This is a genomic window from Opitutus sp. ER46 (genome assembly GCF_003054705.1).
Taxonomy (GTDB): domain Bacteria; phylum Verrucomicrobiota; class Verrucomicrobiia; order Opitutales; family Opitutaceae; genus ER46.
In genome coordinates this window covers 23152-41681 of sequence record NZ_QAYX01000024.1, presented here as the reverse complement: position 1 = coordinate 41681, position 18530 = coordinate 23152, and the positions used below count along the sequence as shown (strand labels likewise).

Annotated in this window: 18 protein-coding genes; 8 read left to right on the top strand and 10 right to left on the bottom strand. The window is 68.0% G+C overall.

From position 1 onward, the window contains the following. Positions 1–44 precede the first annotated feature (44 nt). The 7 genes from DB354_RS15780 (at position 45) to DB354_RS15750 (ending at position 8373) form a co-directional block, all read left to right on the top strand. A complete protein-coding gene (locus tag DB354_RS15780) occupies positions 45–776 on the top strand; it encodes a YggS family pyridoxal phosphate-dependent enzyme (protein ID WP_255420796.1) in 732 nt (243 codons plus the stop codon). A 215-nt stretch (positions 777–991) separates the two neighbouring features. After that, positions 992–1861 carry a transglutaminase-like domain-containing protein gene (locus tag DB354_RS15775; RefSeq protein WP_158277564.1) on the top strand — a complete coding sequence of 290 codons (870 nt, stop codon included), beginning with the start codon at positions 992–994 and terminating at the stop codon, positions 1859–1861. A 92-nt stretch (positions 1862–1953) separates the two neighbouring features. Next, positions 1954–2961, top strand: a complete 1008-nt coding sequence (gene aroE, locus DB354_RS15770; RefSeq protein ID WP_107836613.1) for a shikimate dehydrogenase — start codon at positions 1954–1956, stop codon at positions 2959–2961. Positions 2962–3019: 58 nt separating this feature from the next. Continuing rightward, complete coding sequence (locus DB354_RS15765) at positions 3020–3934, top strand: A24 family peptidase (RefSeq protein WP_107836612.1); 915 nt, start codon at positions 3020–3022, stop codon at positions 3932–3934. Positions 3935–4020: 86 nt separating this feature from the next. After that, positions 4021–4884, top strand: a complete 864-nt coding sequence (locus DB354_RS15760; protein WP_107836611.1) for an energy transducer TonB — start codon at positions 4021–4023, stop codon at positions 4882–4884. 40 nt (positions 4885–4924) lie between these two features. Continuing rightward, complete coding sequence (locus DB354_RS15755) at positions 4925–5824, top strand: energy transducer TonB (protein ID WP_107836610.1); 900 nt, start codon at positions 4925–4927, stop codon at positions 5822–5824. Between the two features lie 68 nt (positions 5825–5892). After that, on the top strand, positions 5893–8373 hold the full coding sequence (locus DB354_RS15750) for a LysM peptidoglycan-binding domain-containing protein (protein ID WP_146180285.1): 2481 nt from the start codon (positions 5893–5895) through the stop codon (positions 8371–8373). Positions 8374–8388: 15 nt separating this feature from the next. Here DB354_RS15750 and DB354_RS15745 read toward each other — a convergent pair whose 3' ends face one another. After that, positions 8389–9399 carry a threonine/serine dehydratase gene (locus tag DB354_RS15745; RefSeq protein ID WP_107836608.1) on the bottom strand — a complete coding sequence of 337 codons (1011 nt, stop codon included), beginning with the start codon at positions 9397–9399 and terminating at the stop codon, positions 8389–8391. Positions 9400–9737: 338 nt separating this feature from the next. Here DB354_RS15745 and DB354_RS15740 point away from each other — a divergent pair, with 338 nt between their 5' ends. Further along, positions 9738–10745: a type II asparaginase gene (locus DB354_RS15740; RefSeq protein WP_107836607.1), complete on the top strand. Its 1008-nt coding sequence runs from the start codon at positions 9738–9740 to the stop codon at positions 10743–10745. Between the two features lie 17 nt (positions 10746–10762). Here the strand turns inward: DB354_RS15740 and DB354_RS15735 are convergent, their stop codons facing one another. The 9 genes from DB354_RS15735 to DB354_RS15695 form a co-directional block, all read right to left on the bottom strand. Next, positions 10763–11341, bottom strand: coding sequence for a hypothetical protein (locus DB354_RS15735; RefSeq protein WP_107836606.1), 579 nt, complete (start codon positions 11339–11341; stop codon positions 10763–10765). After that, complete coding sequence (locus DB354_RS15730; protein WP_107836605.1) at positions 11338–11889, bottom strand: hypothetical protein; 552 nt, start codon at positions 11887–11889, stop codon at positions 11338–11340. The genes DB354_RS15735 and DB354_RS15730 overlap by 4 nt, the downstream gene beginning before the upstream one ends. Positions 11890–11924: 35 nt before the next feature. After that, positions 11925–13208, bottom strand: coding sequence for a hypothetical protein (locus DB354_RS15725; protein ID WP_107836604.1), 1284 nt, complete (start codon positions 13206–13208; stop codon positions 11925–11927). 110 nt (positions 13209–13318) lie between these two features. Beyond that, positions 13319–13921, bottom strand: coding sequence for a hypothetical protein (locus tag DB354_RS15720; protein WP_107836603.1), 603 nt, complete (start codon positions 13919–13921; stop codon positions 13319–13321). Beyond that, positions 13918–15123: a TrbI/VirB10 family protein gene (locus DB354_RS15715; RefSeq protein WP_107836602.1), complete on the bottom strand. Its 1206-nt coding sequence runs from the start codon at positions 15121–15123 to the stop codon at positions 13918–13920. Before DB354_RS15715 ends, DB354_RS15720 begins: the two co-directional genes overlap by 4 nt. Beyond that, on the bottom strand, positions 15120–16151 hold the full coding sequence (locus DB354_RS15710; protein ID WP_107836601.1) for a hypothetical protein: 1032 nt from the start codon (positions 16149–16151) through the stop codon (positions 15120–15122). Before DB354_RS15710 ends, DB354_RS15715 begins: the two co-directional genes overlap by 4 nt. Beyond that, positions 16148–16858: a hypothetical protein gene (locus DB354_RS15705; protein ID WP_146180284.1), complete on the bottom strand. Its 711-nt coding sequence runs from the start codon at positions 16856–16858 to the stop codon at positions 16148–16150. The genes DB354_RS15710 and DB354_RS15705 overlap by 4 nt, the downstream gene beginning before the upstream one ends. Positions 16859–16887: 29 nt before the next feature. Continuing rightward, positions 16888–17448 (bottom strand): hypothetical protein, encoded by a 561-nt coding sequence (locus tag DB354_RS15700; RefSeq protein ID WP_107836599.1) that lies wholly within the window; start codon positions 17446–17448, stop codon positions 16888–16890. Then, positions 17414–18523, bottom strand: a complete 1110-nt coding sequence (locus tag DB354_RS15695) for an AAA family ATPase (RefSeq protein ID WP_107836598.1) — start codon at positions 18521–18523, stop codon at positions 17414–17416. The genes DB354_RS15700 and DB354_RS15695 overlap by 35 nt, the downstream gene beginning before the upstream one ends. Positions 18524–18530 lie beyond the last annotated feature (7 nt).

The following is an 18530-nucleotide window of genomic DNA, read 5'->3' as shown; positions in this document are numbered from 1 at the left end:
GAAGCTATCCGGGAGGCGTAAACGACTAAGTAGAACTTCTAACCGTGACCACCGCTTCAGGCCTCCTGATTGACTTCGAAGAGTTTGCCCGACGCGCTGACAAAGTCCGCGCCGCTATTGGCGAAGCCTGCGCAGAAATTGGCAGAATGCCCTCAGAAGTCGATCTGCTAGCTGTCACGAAAACGCAGCCGGCCGCGGCGGTGGAATTTGCGGCGCGTTATGGCCTGCGCGCCGTGGGCGAAAACCGCGTGCAGGAGGGCGTCGAGAAGCGCGCGCAGTCGACCGCCAAGGTCATGTGGGAGCTCATCGGGCACCTGCAGTCGAACAAGGCGCGGCAGGCCGCGGAGCACTTCGACCGCGTGCAGAGCGTCGATAGCGTGAAGCTGCTGAACCATCTGGACCGCGCCGCGGCGGAACTCGGCCGCACGTTGCCCATCCTGCTCCAGATCAACGCGGGCAACGATCCGGCAAAATTCGGTGCCGACCTCGCGGACGCGCCGGCGCTGCTCGAGGCCGCGCTCGGCAAGGCGCACCTGCGCGTCGACGGCTTCATGACGATTGCGCCGCTGGGCGCGACGCCCACCGAGACCGAAGAGCACGCCCGGCGCACCTTCAGCAACCTGCGCACCCTGCGTGATGACCTCGCGGCGCGGTTCGGTGCGCCGCTGCGCGAACTCTCGATGGGCATGACGGGCGATCTGAAGATCGCCGTGGCCGCCGGCAGCACGATCGTGCGCGTCGGCACCGCGCTCTACGGTCAGCGATCTGCGACGTAGTCCGGAGTCCGCGGCACATAAAACGCGCGCGGAAAATACGCGCCCTCATCGGCCTACGCGATGACCGCCGAGGTTTCGCCTTAACCGGCCAGAATCGTGTCCGATTTTCTCCTACGGGAACGCGTTGGCCACCCTCTGTCGGGCAATCCATTTTTCTGCCGGCGGAGTAGGTTTATCCATTGCGCGACCGATCGGAAAATTCTCCTCTGCACGCCGTGGACTCCCAGACTCTCCCTCCCACCGAACAGGACGCGCTGATCAGCCTGCTGGACGACACCAATGCCACGGTGCGTCGCGCGCTGCTGTCCCGGTTCACGCAGCTGGGCAGTGCCGCCGTGCCGTTCCTGCAGACGATCGCGCAGGGCTCGAATCGCATCCTCGCCCGCCACGCCACGTGGTTTCTCGAGGAGCTGAAGTTTTCCGATCCGGTGGCCGAGTTCCGCGGCTTCATCCGCGCGCAGAATTACGATCTCGAGGCCGGCGCCCTGCTGCTGGCGCGCACCGCCGACCCGCAGCTCGACGTCGCGGAATGCGGCCGCGAGCTGGATGCGATCGCGGAGCGTTGCCGCGCGTTGATCGTTGAGCCGTCGTCGATGCGCGAGAAGTGCCGCGTGATGAACCGCGTGCTGTTCCACGAGTGGGGTTTCCACGGGAACGTCGAGCACTACACCGATCCGCACAACAGCTTCATCGACCAGGTGCTGCGCCGGCGGACGGGCATTCCGATCTCGCTCAGCGTGGTGTACCTCCTGGTGGGCGAGCGCCTCGGCCTCAGCCTCGAGCCGGTGGGCCTGCCGGGCCACTTCATCGTCGGCTGCTTCACCGACGATCTGCCGTTCTTCATCGACGCCTTTGACCGCGGGGTTTTCCGCGACGCCGACGAGATCTACGAGTTGCTCCGGGCCAACAACATCATCCCGAAGGCGAGCGATCTGGCGCCGACGCCGGTGCGCGAGGTGCTTTGCCGCAGTTGCCGGAATCTCGTGAACCACTACACCGCGGCGGGCCAGCCGGAGCAGGCCCGCGTGTTCGCCGGGTTCGTCGAGGACTTCGAAGCGACGTACGAGCGCCACGCGCGGTCCTGAGCGGACCCGCTAGGCACCGGGGCGCGGGCGTCGTTAAGGCGCAGCGCCCGATTGACATCAGCCAGGACGGCCACGCCTATTGCGAGCCTGCCGTGGCCGCGACTCCCGACACTTCCGAGGTACTGACGCTCGCCGACCTGGAATCCTGGTCGCGCCCGGGCACGTGGCTGGCAGTGCTCGGCCACCCGATCAAGCACTCGATCAGTCCGGCGATGCACAACGCCGCGCTCGCCGACCTCGCGCGCGCGCAGCCGTCGTTTGCCACCTGGCGCTACGTGCGGTTCGACGTGCCGCCCGAGGATCTGCCCCGCGCGCTGGACCTGCTCCACGCCCGCCGTTTCCAAGGCGTGAATCTCACGGTGCCGCACAAGGTGATGGCCTTCCCGCTCGTGGCGGAGATCGACGCGGCCGCCCGACCGGTCGGCGCCATCAACACCCTGCGCTGGAGCCCCGGTGGCTGGCACGGTTTCAACACCGATGGCTATGGCCTCGCGACCGGCGTGCACGAAAGCCTGGGCCGGAGCCTCACCGGCGCTGCGGTGATCCTCCTCGGTGCCGGCGGAGCCGCGCGCGGCGCGGCCGTCGAGTGCCTCCAGCGTCCGTGCGCCTCGCTGTGGGTGGCGAACCGCACGCGCGAGAACCTGCAGCTGCTGTTTGACGCGCTTTCGCCGCTGGCGCGGCATGTGCCGTTCCACGGCTTTGTGCCCGGCGTGCCGCCGCACGATCTGCCCGCCGACGCGATCGTCATCAACGCCACCAGCGCCGGCCTGCGTGAATCGGACCCGGCGCCCATCGATCTCGCGGCGCTGCCCCGGCCCGCCGCGGTGTTCGACATGATCTACAATCCCGCGGAGACGCGGTTGCTGCGGCAGGCGGCATTCCTGGGGCTGCCCCACGCCAACGGCCTGGGCATGCTGGTGCACCAGGGAGCCAAGGCGCTCGAAATCTGGACGGGGGTACCCGCGACGCGCACCGCCCCGACCATGGCCGCCGCCGCGCACGCCGCGCTGAACCCGCAGCCGGTTTCTCCGCCCAAGGAAACGGACACCTCCCCACGCCGGCCGCCCCGGCCCCAGCCGTACGCCGGCCTGGACGACTAGCGCGAGGCTTGCCAGCGCCTGACTGCGCCGCGAACGTGGCGGGCGTCCGTCTCCCGGCATGACCTCCGCTTCCATCGCCGAACTTTCCGCGGCTTTCCCGTGGTTCTTTCCCACGGTCGCCTTCGTCCTCGGCGCGTGCGTCGGGAGCTTTCTCAACGTCGTCATCTATCGTGTCCCGGCGGGCGCCTCGATCGTTTCGCCCGGCTCGCACTGCGCGTGCGGCCAGCCCATCTGCTGGTACGACAACATTCCCATCCTCTCATGGATCATCCTGCGGGGCCGCGCCCGCTGCTGCGGGCGACCGTTCTCCATTCGCTACCCCGCCATTGAGCTCCTGACCGCCGTCCTCTTCGTGGTCTGCTGGAACAGTCTTCCCCCGCTCGTGGCAGCCTGCGGCGCCGTTTTCGTCAGCGCCCTGATCGCAGCGACGTTCATCGACCTCGATCATATGATCATTCCCGACGCGTTCACGCTCGGGCTCGGCGTCCTCGGCCTCCTGCTCTCCTTCTGGGTGCCGGCGCTGCATGGCCAGGACAGCGGAATGTTTCTCGTCGACGCGATGCGCTCCGGTTTCCTCTCGCTCCAGGGATTGCTGGTCGGTTCGGGCCTCGTGCTCTGGATCGCGCTGGTGGCCGAAGCCGTCCTCAAGAAGGAGGCGATGGGGTTCGGCGACGTGAAGTTTGTCGGCGCGATCGGCGCCTTCTGCGGCTGGCAGGGCGCGGTGGTCGCAATCTTTGGCGGGGCGCTGGTGGGCACAGTCTGGTTCGCGGTGGCGTGGCTGTGGGAGAAAATCACCGGCAAGCGCGCGCAGGTGGCGCCGCCTACCGAGACTCCGGACGGCGAGCCGACGGGGCTCGCGCTCGGGGCGCACGTGCCTTTTGGCCCGATGCTCGCGATTGCCGGCGCGCTGTATTTCCTCGTGGCGCATCGCTGGATTGACCCGTGGCTCGGCGAGGTGGCGACGCTGTTTTAGGCAACTCCGGCAACCGGGCTGCAAATCCGGATTGGAGCCGCGGGCTAATTCTGATTGGGCATGGCGGCGTAACCTACCCTGCCCCAATGCACTTCCAGTTTCGCCGCCTCGCGGGTCTCAGCGTTCTTCTGCTCCTGCTGACCGCCAACTCGCTAACCGCCCAAGTGGCGCTCTATGCGCAGTACAAGGGCGAAGGCCGGCTGGTCCGGCAAGTGCACCACCTGACGCCATTCGTTGACGATGGTGCCGGCAAGCTCGTCGCGGCGGAGTCGCGGTACCTGATGAATTCGGTACCTGAATACGCTCCGGTCTACATTGCGATCCGAAACCTGAAAGTGATGTCCCGCAGCATGGAGATGATGGGCTCGGGAGCGGAACTGAACAAACGCTTCGAATTCAAGGGCGACTTCGAGTCCGCGTACCCGCTGGAAGACGTCTTTGTCGTGCTCGAACTCCAGACCGAGGATGCCGGCAAGCTCCTGTACGTGCAGGAAATCGGCAACCTGACGCCGCGGCATTTGAAGCCGATCGAAATGTCCGTGCCGCTGACGCAGCGGATCGGGCCGGGCCGGTTCAAGCTGCATCTCTTCACACGAGGCATGGAGGTCTTCCACTCGGAGATGCCCTTCGGGCAGATCGAGCGGTCGCTCGACAAGCAGGTTCGCCGCCGGCTCGAAGGTGTCACCGACGCCGAGCCCAAGCCCTATGTCGGTCCGACGCCGGAATACCCGCCAAAGTTGAAGCGAGCCAAGACCGCGGGACGCGCGGTCATTCGACTTACGATCGGGGCCACCGGACGCGTGCAGGATCCGATCATCAAGGAGGCGACCGACCCGGCGTTCGGCGAATCAGCGCTGGCCGCGGCGCGGATGTGGCGATTCCTGCCGCGGGTGAAAGAGGGCCGGGCCACGCCGGCCACCATCGACATGCCTTTCGTGTTCAACCCGTGACGGCCACGCCCTCCGGCCCGCACGCCCTCCGTCCCCCTTCATGAGCATCTTCGTCACTCCGTTTCGCCAGGTAGTCTTCGCAGCCGGGATCCTGGCGATCGCCGCCTCCCCGGTAGCGCACGCGCAGTGCGCCCTCTATGCGGAACACGAAAACATGTTTCGCCTGGTGATGCGGGTCGAGGGGAGCGTCCCGTACGTTGATAACGGCGCGGGAAAACTGGTCCCGGCCGCCGGCCGCAAGTTGACCCTGAGCCCCGCCAAGGAGTGGGCCCCCATGTACGTGGCGATCCGCAACCAGATCGTGCGCACCTCCCACACCGAGGTGATGAACGAGGGCGCGCAGATCAATCACCGGCTCGAGCTCCAGGCCGACTTCGAATCCGCCTTCGCCCTCGATCAGGTCTTCATGGTCATCGATCTCTACACCGACGCGGGAGAGCACTTCTACGTGACCCGCCAGATCGGCGACCTCCAGCCCCGTGAGCCCAAGTCGATCGGGATCAGCGCCCCCATCGGCATTCCTCTCGGCGCGGGCAAGTATCGGATCCACCTCTTCACGCAGGGATCGGAACTCTTTCACTCCGCAATGCCATTTGGTGAGGTCGAGGGCGCCCTGGATAACCTGGTGCGACGCCAAGTCGTCGATGTGGAGAACGCCCTGCCGGAGCCCTACCTTGGACCGGCGCCAGATATCCCGGCTGGGCTCCGCAAGAGTCGGGTCGCAGCGCAGGCGATCATTCATTTCACCGTCAGCCCAACCGGACGCGTGCTCAATCCCACCATCAAGAGCGCGACCCATCCAGAATTCGGAGAGACCGCCCTCGCGGCGGCGCGCCTGTGGCGTTTTCTTCCGCGGGTGAAAGAGGGCGTACCGGTGGCTGCCGCCGTCGACATGCCGTTTGTCTTCAATCCACCGAAGGACCCCAAATCCTCGCGTTAGCGAGGATCCAGACTGCATTTCGCGCATTGAGTTACGGAGGCACGGGCGCAGTCTGGCCCGGCTTCAACATGACGTCCGCTCGTCCTCTCGTTTGTGCCTTTGCCGCCCTGCTCTTGGCCGCGCCCAGCCCGGCGCGAGTCGATCCTGAGCCGCCCGAAATCGCCGCGCTCCGCGCCAAAGCCGAAAACGGCAACGCGATCGCCCAATACAACCTCGGGCTGGCGTATGCCCAGGGCCGGTCCGTCCCGGTTGATGCCACGGAGGCCTTTGTCTGGCTCTCGCTGGCCTCGAATACAGGCGGGGCGTCCCGGGCCCTCGATGCCCTGGTGCAAACGATGCCGGCGGCCGAGTACGCCGCCGCCCGCGAACGCCTTGCGGCCCTCCGGGCCGCCAACCCCAAGATTACCGGCTCCGCCGCGCCCGCCGCGCCAGTTCCAGCCCCCGCGGTCGAAGCCGCGCCGACCACCACCTCCGCCCCGCTTGCCGCCCTGCAGCAGCAACTGCAAGCCGCCCAGGCCGCCCTGAGTGAGCAGTCGTCGGACCTCGCCGGCGCCCGTGTCGCCCTGGAGAAGAACCGGCTGAGTCTCGCCACGCTTGAGCAGCAACTCGCGGCCACCGAGGCGGAGCGCAGCCGGCTGGCAACCGAACTCGCCGCGCGCACGCAGGCGGCCGACCGTACGAGCCGCGAGGAGTTCACCCAGCTTCGGGTCCGGTACGACGAGATGCAGGCCGTGCTGACCAGACGCACCCTCGAGCTCGAGGCGGCGCACCGGGAGATCGTCGAACTGCGCGACCGCCTCGCCTCCCAGCCGGTGCTCGGTTCCGAGATCCAGCAGCTCACCCATGAACGGGACGCGCTGAACCGCCAGATCGCCACCATCACCGCCGAGGCCGCGGAGGCGAACACCAAGCTGGCGCAAGCCACCGCGCTTCAAGCCGACATCGACCAGGCCAATCTTCGGCTCACCGCGCTCACGACCGAGCGCGATGAGTTGCAGCGGCGGGTCGCGACGCTCGAGGAAAACTCCCGGGGCGCGGCGGCCATCGCCGCGGAGAAGGACCGCCTCGCCGCGACGCTGGAAGCCACGCGGCAGGAGCTGGCCGCCGCCACCCAGGCCGGTGGAGCTGGTGCCCAGGACCTCGCCCGCATGCGGGCGGAAGCCGCTCGCGCCGAGGGGCAGATTGTCCAGATCACCCGCAGCCGGGACGGGCTCGCGACCGAACTCGCGGAGACCAAGGCGGCGGCGCGCCAGGATGCTGCGGCTGCCGCCGCCCAATTGCAGGCGCTGACCACGAATCGCGACAGCCTCGCGCGGGAGCTCGCCACCACCACGTCAGCCCTGAACGGCCTCGCCGCCGAGCGGGCCGAGTTGCAGCGCAAGCTGGCGGCTGCGGAACGCTCGCTCGAATCCGCCGCGCAAGGCAGCCAGACCGCGGGACAGGAGGGCGAACACCTTCGAGCCGAACTCACCCAGCTCACGTCCCTTCGCACCGAGATGGAGCAGAAGCTCGCGACCCTCACGGAAAGCGAAAAAACCGCGCGCGCCGCTCTCGCCCAAGCCAATCTGACGCAGGAGCAGCTCACCGCCGAGCTCACGGCGGCCCGCCAGAAGATCGAGGCGGTCAGCCGCGAGCGCGACAGCATTGCCGGACAGCTCGCGCTGACGGTCGAGTCAGCGGGGCAGAAGGCCGATGCCCGCGTGGCTGAGCTGCAGAAGGAGCTCGGCAAGGCCAACATGGCCGTGGCCGAGCTGGCCAGTGATCGCACCGAGCTCCAGCAACGCGTCGCCTCGCTCGAGGAAGCGGCCAAGTCGGCCGCTGCGGGTTCCGCGGAGCAGCAACAACTCGCCACCGAACTGGCCACCCTCCGGCAGCAACTCACCGCCGCTAATGAACAGCGCCAGGCCGCCGCGCAGGAGCGCGATCAAATCCGGACCGAACTTGCGCGCGTGACGGCCGAGCGGGCCGACCTCGAGACGCGCCTCACCGCCGCGGAAGCGAAGACCAGCGCCAGCGCGGAATTGACGGCTGAGAACGAGCACCTCGCCGCCGATCTCAACCGGCTGCGCGAGCAACTCGCCCGCGCCAGTGCCCGCGCTGACAGCACGTCGACACCCAATCCCTCGACGCCTGCGATGTCCGTCGAGCCCGCGATTCCGGCCCCGGCGGCAGCCGAAACGAGTGCCCCGGCACCTCGCCCCGCGCCAATCGTGGCGACAACATCGACTCCCCTCCCTGCGGCCGTTCGGCCGGCGGTCGCCTCACGCCTGGTAAATCCGCCGCCTTCCGTGATCGTGCCGGCTTCGACGAACCCCTCGCGCATGGCACCGACTCGTCCGGGTTCACGCCCGACGCAGCCGGCGGCGCCGGTCGCTCCGGTCGTGGCGCGGCCCCGCCAGCACGTCGTGATGCCGGGCGACACGCTCTCGCAACTGGCTCAACGCTATTACGGCGATCCGTATCGCTGGCCCGAGATCCTCGAGGCGAATCGCACGACGTTGCGCGATGAACGCCGGCTCGCGGTTGGGCAGACGCTGGTGCTGCCCTGACCGCGGGCCCCGCGTTCAGGCCGCGTGCGCGTAGTCGAGGTTCCTCGTAGCCTCGGGATGTTCGGCCAGGACGCGCTCGAACACGCGGCGGTCGATGTTGCGGCCGGTGAGGGGCAGCACGACGGACCTGCCCCGGACCTTGCCGGCCAGGACTGCGGCCAGTGCGCTGGCACCGGCGCCTTCAACCACGGCGCCGGCTTGACGGGCCAAGGCGGCAATCGCCCGCGCGATTTCGTCCTCCGAGACCGTCACGACGTCATCCACGCGCTGCGCCGCCGCGGCAAAGGTCCGTTCGCCGACTTGGGCGACGGCCAGGCCGTCGGCGAGCGTCGGAGCGACCTCGGCGCGGACGGGCCGTCCACAGATCTGCGCGGCGAGAAAGCCGGCCGCATGTTCGGGCTCAACGGCGATGACGCGACAACGCGGACGCAGCGCCTTGATCACGGTGGCAACGCCGGCAAGCAGCCCACCGCCACCCACGGGCACCACGATCGTATCCACGTCCGGCACCTGCTGGAGAACCTCGAGGGCAAGCGTGCCCTGCCCGGCGATCACGTTTGGATCGTCAAACGGATGCACGAGCGTCGCACCCGTGCTTGCCGCCAAGGCGGCGGCGTGGGTCTGCGAGGCGTCGAAGGATGCCCCATGCAGCAGGACACTGGCGCCAAGCGCCCGGCAGCGGGAGATCTTCACGTCCGGCGCCCCCGAGGGCATGACGACGGTGACCGGCACGCCCAACTGGGCCCCGTGAAAGGCCAGTCCGAGGGCATGGTTGCCGGCGGAGGCGGCCACCACTCCGGCCGCCCGCTGGTCTTCGGAAAGGGACAGCAGGGCGTTGCGCGCGCCACGTTCCTTGAACGAGCCGGTGCGATGCAGGTCCTCCCGCTTCAGCCAAATCCGCATGCCAAGCGACTGCGTGAGCGCCGGGGCAATGTGGCACGGCGTCACTCGAAGCCCGGTCGCGAGGCGACGGCGGGCAGCGGCAAAATCCTCAAGGGAGAGAGCGGCGGTGGCGGTGGTTTTCATGGCGGAAAAGCAAAAAGCCCTGAGCGTTCGGCTCAGGGCTTCGGAAAAGTGACTTGTTGGTGTCGTTACTCAGTCACGCGCCGCCGCCCTGATTCGCTCGGAATCATAATCATGAGGGCGGCAATAATGACGGCGCTGAGGCGCATGTGAGGTCGCCCAGCATGCCGCGCGACAGTCGACTGTCGAGTGCGGGGTTCAAGCCGAGGCTGGAGCCATCTCACCCTGGGCACGGATGTGATTGCCACAAAGTGTGTTAAACAAAGTCCGCCCGCGGTCTGGCATCTGCGTCATCCACTTTCACCGCGACAGCTGGGAACCCGCGTGTCAGCGTTCGCGCCATGGCTGGAACCAGCTCACCCGTTCCTCAGGTCCACGTGCTTGCCACCGGCGGCACGATTGCGGGCGCGCAGATCCAGGACCGAGCTCGCGGGTACAAAGCGGCGGCGTTCTCGGTCGACGCGCTGATCGCGGCAGTGCCCCAGGTCGCAGAGCTCGCCCGCATCGATGTGGAACAGGTGGCGGCGATCGGCAGCCAAGACATGGACGACGAAACCTGGTTGAAGCTCGCGGCTCGAACCCAGGCGGCGCTCGACCGGGCGGAGATCGATGGCGCCGTGATCACTCATGGCACCGACACGATGGAGGAAACCGCGTTTTTCCTGAATCTGGTCGTCCGTTCGGAGAAGCCGGTGGTGCTGGTCGGCGCGATGCGGCCGGCGACGGCGATCAGCGCCGACGGACCGATGAATCTGTACAATGCGGTGGCGGTCGCCGCGTATCCCGAAGCCCGCGGGCGCGGGGTGCTCGTGGTCGCCAACGACGAGATCCACTTCGCGCGAGAGGTGGCGAAGACCAACACGACCCAGGTGGGAACCTTTCGGTCGACCCATCGTGGGCTGGCCGGACTCGTCAACGGCGGGCGACTGCACCTTTATGCCCCGGCGGTTCGCCGTCACACCTATCGCAGCGAATTCTCGGTCGAAAACCTGACGCGGATGCCGCGAGTGGACATCGTCTACGCTCATGCCGGCATGGGCCGGGGACTCATCGACGCGGCCGTCGAGGGAGGAGCCGAGGGCATCGTCATTGCCGGCGTGGGCGATGGGAATATCGCGGCGCCCGCCCAGCGGGCCGCCGCGGACGCGGCGCGGCAGGGCATCGTCGTCGTGCGCAGCTCACGCACCGGAGGTGGCGTGGTGGAGCGGAATATTGAAGTCGACGATGACCGGCTCGGGTTCGTCACGGCCGACGAACTGAATCCGCAGAAAGCGCGGGTGCTGCTGATGCTCGGGCTGACCCGGACCCGCGACGTCGCCGCGCTGCAGGAGCTCTTCTACACGTACTGAACACCGGCTGGGCGACCTCACGAACCGGTCGCGGCGATCGCCTGCCGGACAAAGGCGTCGCGCCACGCCTGTAGCTGGGCCGCAACCAGCGGCACCGGTCGGCGAGTGGGCTTCATTGCGTACTGGACGACATTCAGGAGCGTCGGAGCGGACGCCTCCGCGAAGACGATCCCGATCACGACCTGCTCATCGTTCGACTCAGACGCAGGGAGACGCACCGCGAACACCGCGGCATTGCCGCCCTGCTTGAGCACGTCCAGTGAAGCGCCGTCCTGGCAGACGTGAGCCCGAAACGACTGGAGAAAGTCCTCGGGCGTTCGCCGCGTGACGAACGTGAGCCGTTGCACGGTCACCATCTGCGTCCATTGCTCCAGCGTCTCACCGACCGGGAGGTATTCGGCGGTTTCGATGGAGCCGCGGCGCGACTCGCTGGCCAGCGCAAAGATCTCGCCGCCATGCTCGATGGTGCGTCGGGGCGACGCGTCGGCCCGCGACGGATCAGGCAGCGTCGCGGCTGGCGGCGGCGGATCTTCACCCGCAAGAATGCACGACGGCACAACGAGCAGCAGGACCAAGGGACAGAGCGGCACTTTCATGGGACGACGGGGGCGGTCTCCTCGACGCCAAGCGCGCGGGGCTTGATCAATGCGATCGCGCGGTCGCGCCGCCCACGCTCCTCGTCGAGGGCATGGCGGGTGGCGGCAAGTTCGCGCTCCGTTACGCGCAATTTGCCTTCGAGCAGGTCGAGCTGGCCGAGCGTGGTGTTCAGCGTGCGCGAGGCCTCACCCTGCCGGCGCAGTCGCTCGAGTTCGGCTTCGAGGTGCTGTTGCTGTTCACGGGCCTCCGTCAGGCGCTGCTGCAGCGATTCCTCACTGGCATGTTGCGCGCGCTGGAACCCCTCGAGGTCGCCCCGGGCCTTCAGGAGTTCATCCCGCATGGCACTGAGTTGCGCCCGCTGGGTTTCGAGTTGGGCCATGGCCGAACGTGCCACCCCGGCTTCCGCCTCCGCGCGATCCCTCGCCCGGTCGAGTTCCGCACGCACGCGCTCGATGTCCTGCCGTTCGGCGGCGACCTGGGCGAGCGCGAGGTCGGCCTCGCGGCAATGCGCGACGGCCTCGCCCAGCAGGGCGTTGCCCTGGCGCATCAGCTCCTGAAACGCCTCCAGGCGCTCCAGGACGGTCAGGTCTCCGGATGATCGGGCGGCAGGAAGGTGAACCGAGGCGCTGCCGGCGGTTCCAGTCGGGACTGGCCCAGCGTCGGCGAAAGAAGGGAGGGAGTCGGGAGTTGGGTCATGCATGGGAAATGGGGTGTGGACGAACCGTTGCCTGGAGTGCGGCCATTCGCCGTGATACCGGCCTGGTGTCCGTTGGTCGGCCGGCCGATGGGCGGTAGGGGCGAGCCTTCCTCCAACAGGAGCGAGAGCGCGGCGATTTTCGCCCGTTCCTGCTCCAATTCGATCTCCTTGGTCCGGAGTTCGTCCTTTGTGTGATCCAGTTCGCGGACGGTCGACTGGAGCTCCTCCACCAAGTCGGACACCTTGTCCTGCTGCTTCACCAGCTTGGCGGTGGTGGCATCCACCCGCTCGACCGCCTCGACGACCATCGTTCCCGCCTGGTCGATGAACTGCTTTCGCTCCTCCGCGAGGGCAACCCGGGCGTCCTCGAATCGCTGCTGCTGTTCCTGCACGAGCTTCTGCTGCTCGTTGTGCTGGGCCTGCAGCTTGATCGCGACCTCGTTGAGCATGCCCAGCATTTCCGTGCGCATCTTGTCGTGCACCGGCGTCAGTGCCGAGGCGAGCTGGTCGGAGCGAAGCGCCAGCGCGACCGAGCCCGCCCCTTCGCGGGCCGCCTCGGGGACCGCCGGCGACCGGCGCATCATCCAGAGCAGCAGCCCGATCATGAACACGACCAGCGCTGCGCCCCCGCCGACCAGCTTTACGGTCTGGCGGTGCTGCCGCTGATCGATCTCGGCCATGTGGTGCGCCACGTCGGTGCCGAGCGATCGGACCGCGGTCAGGACCTTGGCCGACTGGTCGCCCGTCTCGGCGAGCTTCCGCAGCGCCGCAAGCACGTCGGCCGGCACACCAGCAGCGGGCTCGGGTGGACCCTCCGCGATATCCACCGCCGACAGGTAGTCCCACACCGCCTGCTGGGCCGTCGTCGTGGTCAGGACGTGGATGCTGTTTGCCGCCACATCCGGCTTCACCGAACTCCCGGGCGGCAGCAATTGCTGCAGGATCGCGAGCACGTTCCGCGTGCGGCCGGCCTCGCCCACCCGCAGGTGAGAAAAGTTATAGCTGCGAAGCGACATCTCCCGGGCCGGAACCGGCGCGCGCAAGGACTCGGCACTTGTCGGTTCCGCCTGGAGGATCTGCTGCAGCAGTTCCGCCGACCAACCGGACTCCGCCGGCGGCTCGGCCGCGTTCAGAGGTCGTCCGGCCGACAGCACGAGGGCCACCGTCATGCACGGGAACAGGAAACGGAGCCAGCCGTCACTGGCCGCGCGGTCGGCGCAGGACCGGCCAGGGCGCCCCCGGCGGCAGAGTAACGATGTGATGTGCTTCATGAGAGAGTTCATCCAGTGCCAGCGTCGGTTTCGTCGCCGAGTTCCTCGGCGTCTTCGTCCTCCTCAGCTGCCTGTCGTTCGCGGATGAGTGCCTGCTGGCTGCGCGTGAGCGACTCGACCGCTTCAATCAGGGTGGCGATGGCCTTGTCGTTCGCCTCCACCGCCCGCCGCTGGTCGTTGAGGTAACCCACCAGCTCTTTGCTCAGCAGCGGCTGCAGGTCCTGCCGCCCATCGGTCAATCGCGGGCCAACGAGGATCTTCTGGTCCGCGCCCACATCGAGACGCCACTGTGGAGCCGTCTCGCGACGATAGACCACGTGTTCCTCGTGCATCAGGTCCGGATCGCCGGCGTCGACGGCACGATTGATCGTGTAGGCCTTGAGCGAGGCAGGGGTGGCAACTGCGGCGGCGCCGACCGCCGGTGGGCCCGCGGATGCGGCGTCGGCCGGGCCAATCACGCGCAGGCCTCGCTGCTCCGCCTGTTGGGCCGTGAGGATGATCAAGCCGGGTTTCACATCGGGCCCGCGCGCCGCCGGCGACGCCGGACTCGAAGCGCAGCCAGCCGCGGTCAGGACGAGAGAACCAAGAGTCAGGAAGGCAGGGAGGTTCATTTGACGATCGCGATGTCCGACGAAATATCGGCCACGTCCGGGTCGATGACCTGCATCGGGTAAAAGTAGAATTGGTGGCCCGCCGGAACGCGGATGAAGACGCCGTGCTCCTCGATCTCCTTGGCCACGTCCTCGGCGATTTGCTGCAGGTTCGCCGACACGCCCTGCAAGGCGGCATTCTGCGGCGTGTTTTGGACCGTATCCTGTCCGAGCCGGTCGGATTTCCGCTCCTGCAGCGCCACCGAGCCGGCGGCGAGGAAGTTGGCGACGAAGCGTTTGATCTCGAGGCGATCGAGCGAGCGGATCACCCGGCCGGCCAGGCCATACGAGCCATCGGTGATGCCCCAGGTCATGCCGTTGGCGTCGGGCTCGACGCGATCGAGGGCGACGCCACGAACATTCAGCTGCCGGCCATTCGGGCGCCCCGCCTCACGCGGGAAGACGAAGATCCACTCGGGACCGGAGAAGAGTCGGTCCCGCAGCCGGTCCGGACGCGCGACACCGTGCAACTCGGTGCCCGCGGGGATCACGAGCAGGCCGTTGTTGTACACCGGCTCCATCACGAGTCCCACCAGCGGGGTCTCCTCCGTCGTCGAATCGAGGGTGAAGACCAACTCACACTTCAAGACGCGCCCATAGGGATTGAACCGTCGGGAGCGCGGCCGGTCGGCAGCGGCCTCTCCCTCGTCCGCAGTCGGATCCGGCGTTTTCGCGGCGACGGTCACCGGGACGGCGGTGGCGTTCTCTGCCGGAACGGTTGGCGAGTGGGAGGGAGTTCGCCCCCCCTGCCCCAGCAGGCGGAGCGAACTTCGGCCGGTGCCCTGCGCCGGGGGTACGGGCGCGTCATCGATGACGGACACGCGCCCCGCCCCGCTCGGCGTCGCCGCATTCTCCCGCCGCGTGACCGGCACCCCTGCCGCGTCGCGGTCCTCCCGGATGCGCTGGTCGAGCTCGTAATAGCGCTCCAGATACGCGGCGTTCTCCGCCACGGGATCCATGGGCTTGGATGCCGCCGGCACCGGCGCGACTGGTCCGGGCGGCGTCGCGCTGGAGGCAGGGGTGGGCGGGGCGGCAAGCGCGGCCCCGGGCACTGCCGCGCGGGCCGTACGCCGCGCCATGACGCGATGGAGGGCGAAGCCCATCAACGCGATGAAACCGATGATCGAGATCACACCCATCCGGGAACGCAGGAAGGCCTTCATGGCTTGGCCTCCTTGCCCGCGAGTGCCGCCGCCGCGTCGAGCCGGGGGCTCACCAGATCGACCGTCAGTCGCCAGGGGTTGTCCGCCAGGAGGGGGCGTGCCGCCGGCGGTTGCACGATGAAGTAGGCCGGACTCTGCTCGCCAGGTTTCAGGATGGGAGTCGCATCGCTGATCCGCTGGCCCAGGTATTCCGCGCCCGCCCGCGCACCGAAACTGTTCACATCGAATGCCAGCACCTGGGTTGAGGTGTTGCGCAGCAGGCAGATGAAACCGATGCAACCGGTGCGAAGATCCCGGACCGTCCGCAGCAGGATCAACTGAAAGACCCCGGCGTCGTTGAGGCCCGAGCCCAACGCGGCGACGAGTCCCTGGCGGATGGGTCCATGCGGCGCGCCTCCAACGCGCGATGTCAGCGCTTCGGAGGTCGCCGCCACTTCGACCCGCATGGCCCGGGTCATTTCGTCCAGCGTAGGTCCGGGCGGGGTGGCATGCAGGAGCTTGAGGCGATCCAGGAATCCCAGGAGCCGGGCGGGTGTGGCGGGCACGTACTCGGAGGCGGGCATCTTGGTGGTCCGCTCGATCTTGCCGGCGGCGTCGCCCGCTGGAAGCAGGCGCGTCGGCCCGGCCCCCGGCCGCACGATGTTGACGGAGGCGACCGCCCGCAATGGCTCGGCCACCAGGTAGAGATAGAACACGAACGTGAGCCCGTCATGCGGGACATTGAGGTTGGCCAGCTGGGCGTCCTTGAAGGGCGTGATGGTGAAATGCGCATCCCCCGCCTGCCATGCCACCAGGTACTCCGCCGGCTGGCGGCTGGCATCTTCGGTGAAGACGTTGACCGCGCCTTCCGGTGCGCCGATGGGGCCCGGAAACCGGATGGTGGTGGTCACCCGCGGATGGCACGGGATGTAGTAGGGCCGCTGCGGATCGAGCTCTACGGTCTGGATGGCCCCGCTGGATTCGGGCGCCGCCGCGAGGGACCGCACCACCACCAACACCACAAGGAGCAGCAGCGTGCGCAGGCTCACGGCGTCTTCCTTTCTGCCTCCGTGACGCGGAGATCCACGTCCTGACACACCCAGGGATAGGCTCCCGCCTGGCCAAGGTCAGGGTTGCGGCCGAGCGTCAGCGCCAGGGTGAATGGACGTTCGTCATAGAACGAGCGATTGGCGTAGGCACCGGCCATGATGATCCGCCCCCGGACCTCGATGAGCCGGTTCGCTCCGGCGGGAACCGGATCGCTGATCTGATCGATGATGGGTTTCCACTGCAGATTGCGCCGGCGGACGTCGTTTTCGCGGCGCTTGTGATCCTCCTGCAGTTTCGCCACGGCGCGGGGCGTGTAGTAGAGTTTCAGGACTTCCGCCAAGTCGAAGCCCATGGGAGAGCGCTGCAGCGCGGCATTCGTCGCGTAGATGGCCGTGACGTGGAAGAACCGGCGCGAGTCGGCCATCGGCTCGACCGGCCCGGCGTGCACATTGCCCAGCGGATCCATGACATAAATCCGCTCGATGGACCGTCCCGCCCGGATGGTCAGGTATGCCAGGGCGAGGGCGGCCAAGCTCACGAGGAGCGCACTGGTCTTCCACCACTCGGCTCGCCTGCGCTCCGCCACCGCGATCACGCTGGGGGTGTGGCGCGGAACGGGCATGTCGTGGTCGCCCGGCCGGGGCGTAGGCCGGGCGATCTCACTGGGCGGGGTGCCACCGGCCGCTGGCGACACTGCGGCATTCATGGCGCTGGGCGTAGGGAGGGCCGGCCGGATCAGCCGCGCAAACGCGTGTGGGTATCGGCCTTCGTGGCCGCGCCGCTCGGTTGGCGGGCCCGGGCGGCGAGAATCCGCGCGCGCGCCTGCTGGAGGACCGTGCGCCACTCCTGATAGGCGGCCTCCATCTCTGGAATCTTCGCCCGGATGAAGTCCTCCAGCGCCACGATGCCAATGGCCCGCAGGGCGGTGGCGAGGTGCACGTCGAGGGGAACCTTGCAGAACGGCTTGGCCTCGAAGAACCCGGGGTCATTCCCCAGCGGGGGCATTTCGGCAAAGAGCGCCACGTAGGCCTTGGTCGTGGCGGAGAGCGGCTCCCGCGGCCCCTCGCCGGTCTCGTTCAGCACGTACAAAGAGTGGTCCTCGAGGTTGATGCGCCCCCAGCGGCATTCGGTGCGAATAACCAGGCGGCCGCGCTTTTCCGCCGACCAGCCGCGGCGCTCGGGTTGCAGCGAAAGGTAGTGCTCGACGGCCTGCTCGTAGAGCGGACCGAAATCGAGCACTTCGACATCAATCAGAGTTTTCTCACGCGGGGCAGACAGGGGAGGTTCGGGGAGCATCGCTGGTTTGGGGTTGGCTAAAGCGTGACGCGGCCCGGTCCGCGAACGGCTGGCGCGTCCGGGGCTCGGCCGCCGGTGCCGGCACCTGCCGGGTGAGCACTCCCCGGAGCGCGGCACTGCGTTCGGCAGGCCGGGCGACGAGTTCGTCCGCCTCGACCGTGAGCAGCAGCGCATCCGACCAGCGGTCGGCCAGGGGCGCGCGCGTGGCCCGCGCAGGTGGATCATCCGCACCGGCCAAGGCAAAGGCCCGGAGGGCATTCCCGACATGGCGCTCCACGCAGTTGCGGATATGCCGCGCCCCCAGGTCGGGCGAAAATCCTTTGCCGACAAGAAAGGTGACAACCTCGGATTCAGCCGAAATCACGCGGCGCAGGTGCTGGCTCTGCAGTTCGAGCTCCGCGGCCACGAGGTTGCGGGTGATCTGCTCCTGGACGGGATACGTCAGGACGTTCATGCAGTTCACCGAGGTGAACCGCGCCACCCCTTCCTTGCGGAAGCGCTCCTCCGCCGCGTGCCGCAGCTTGCGGCAGATGGCACTGTAGCCGCTGTTTTCCATGCGCGCGGCCTCGGCGGCACCCAGATTCGAGGTCAGGACCACGACCAGCCGGGTCAGGTCGCGCGTCGTCCCGTCGAACATCGTGGACCGCGCGGAATCAAACGACAGGAGCGCCGTGAGCAGATCCGGAAACGCCTTTTCGATCTCGTCCAGCAGCAGGATGCCACCACCGGCGGCGTTCAGCCGGTCGATGGCCCGACCAAGCAACGGCGGCTGGGCCGGTGAGCCGAGGAGCCGCACCACGGAATCGGGGTGCTGATACTCCCCCATGTCGAACCGCTCGAGGCGCTGCGCCGCCGCGGCGCCGTAGAGAAACCGCGCGGTGAGATGCACCATCTCGGTCTTCCCCGTGCCGGTGGGCCCGAGCAGGAGGAGGAACGCCCGCGTGCGCCCCGGCCGCGCCGGACCACATTCGGCGCGCACGATCGCGGAGGAAAACTCGGCCACCGCCTCCGGCTGCCCGAGCAGGCGGTGATTCAGGTACGCTTCAAGCTGGGCCAGGTGCGCCACACCTGGCATTCAGCCA

Bases quoted from the DNA above. Each gene is read 5' to 3' on its own strand.
- DB354_RS15700 (WP_107836599.1), bottom strand. From the start codon at position 17,448: ATGCTCCCCGAACCTCCCCTGTCTGCCCCGCGTGAGAAAACTCTGATT.
- DB354_RS15735 (WP_107836606.1), bottom strand. From the start codon at position 11,341: ATGAAAGTGCCGCTCTGTCCCTTGGTCCTGCTGCTCGTTGTGCCGTCG.
- DB354_RS15730 (WP_107836605.1), bottom strand. From the start codon at position 11,889: ATGCGCCAGGGCAACGCCCTGCTGGGCGAGGCCGTCGCGCATTGCCGC.
- DB354_RS15755 (WP_107836610.1), top strand. From the start codon at position 4,925: ATGAGCATCTTCGTCACTCCGTTTCGCCAGGTAGTCTTCGCAGCCGGG.
- DB354_RS15705 (WP_146180284.1), bottom strand. From the start codon at position 16,858: ATGAATGCCGCAGTGTCGCCAGCGGCCGGTGGCACCCCGCCCAGTGAG.
- DB354_RS15725 (WP_107836604.1), bottom strand. From the start codon at position 13,208: ATGACGGTGGCCCTCGTGCTGTCGGCCGGACGACCTCTGAACGCGGCC.
- DB354_RS15720 (WP_107836603.1), bottom strand. From the start codon at position 13,921: ATGAACCTCCCTGCCTTCCTGACTCTTGGTTCTCTCGTCCTGACCGCG.
- DB354_RS15740 (WP_107836607.1), top strand. From the start codon at position 9,738: ATGGCTGGAACCAGCTCACCCGTTCCTCAGGTCCACGTGCTTGCCACC.
- DB354_RS15745 (WP_107836608.1), bottom strand. From the start codon at position 9,399: ATGAAAACCACCGCCACCGCCGCTCTCTCCCTTGAGGATTTTGCCGCT.
- DB354_RS15695 (WP_107836598.1), bottom strand. From the start codon at position 18,523: ATGCCAGGTGTGGCGCACCTGGCCCAGCTTGAAGCGTACCTGAATCAC.
- DB354_RS15760 (WP_107836611.1), top strand. From the start codon at position 4,021: ATGCACTTCCAGTTTCGCCGCCTCGCGGGTCTCAGCGTTCTTCTGCTC.
- DB354_RS15715 (WP_107836602.1), bottom strand. From the start codon at position 15,123: ATGAAGGCCTTCCTGCGTTCCCGGATGGGTGTGATCTCGATCATCGGT.
- DB354_RS15750 (WP_146180285.1), top strand. From the start codon at position 5,893: ATGACGTCCGCTCGTCCTCTCGTTTGTGCCTTTGCCGCCCTGCTCTTG.
- DB354_RS15765 (WP_107836612.1), top strand. From the start codon at position 3,020: ATGACCTCCGCTTCCATCGCCGAACTTTCCGCGGCTTTCCCGTGGTTC.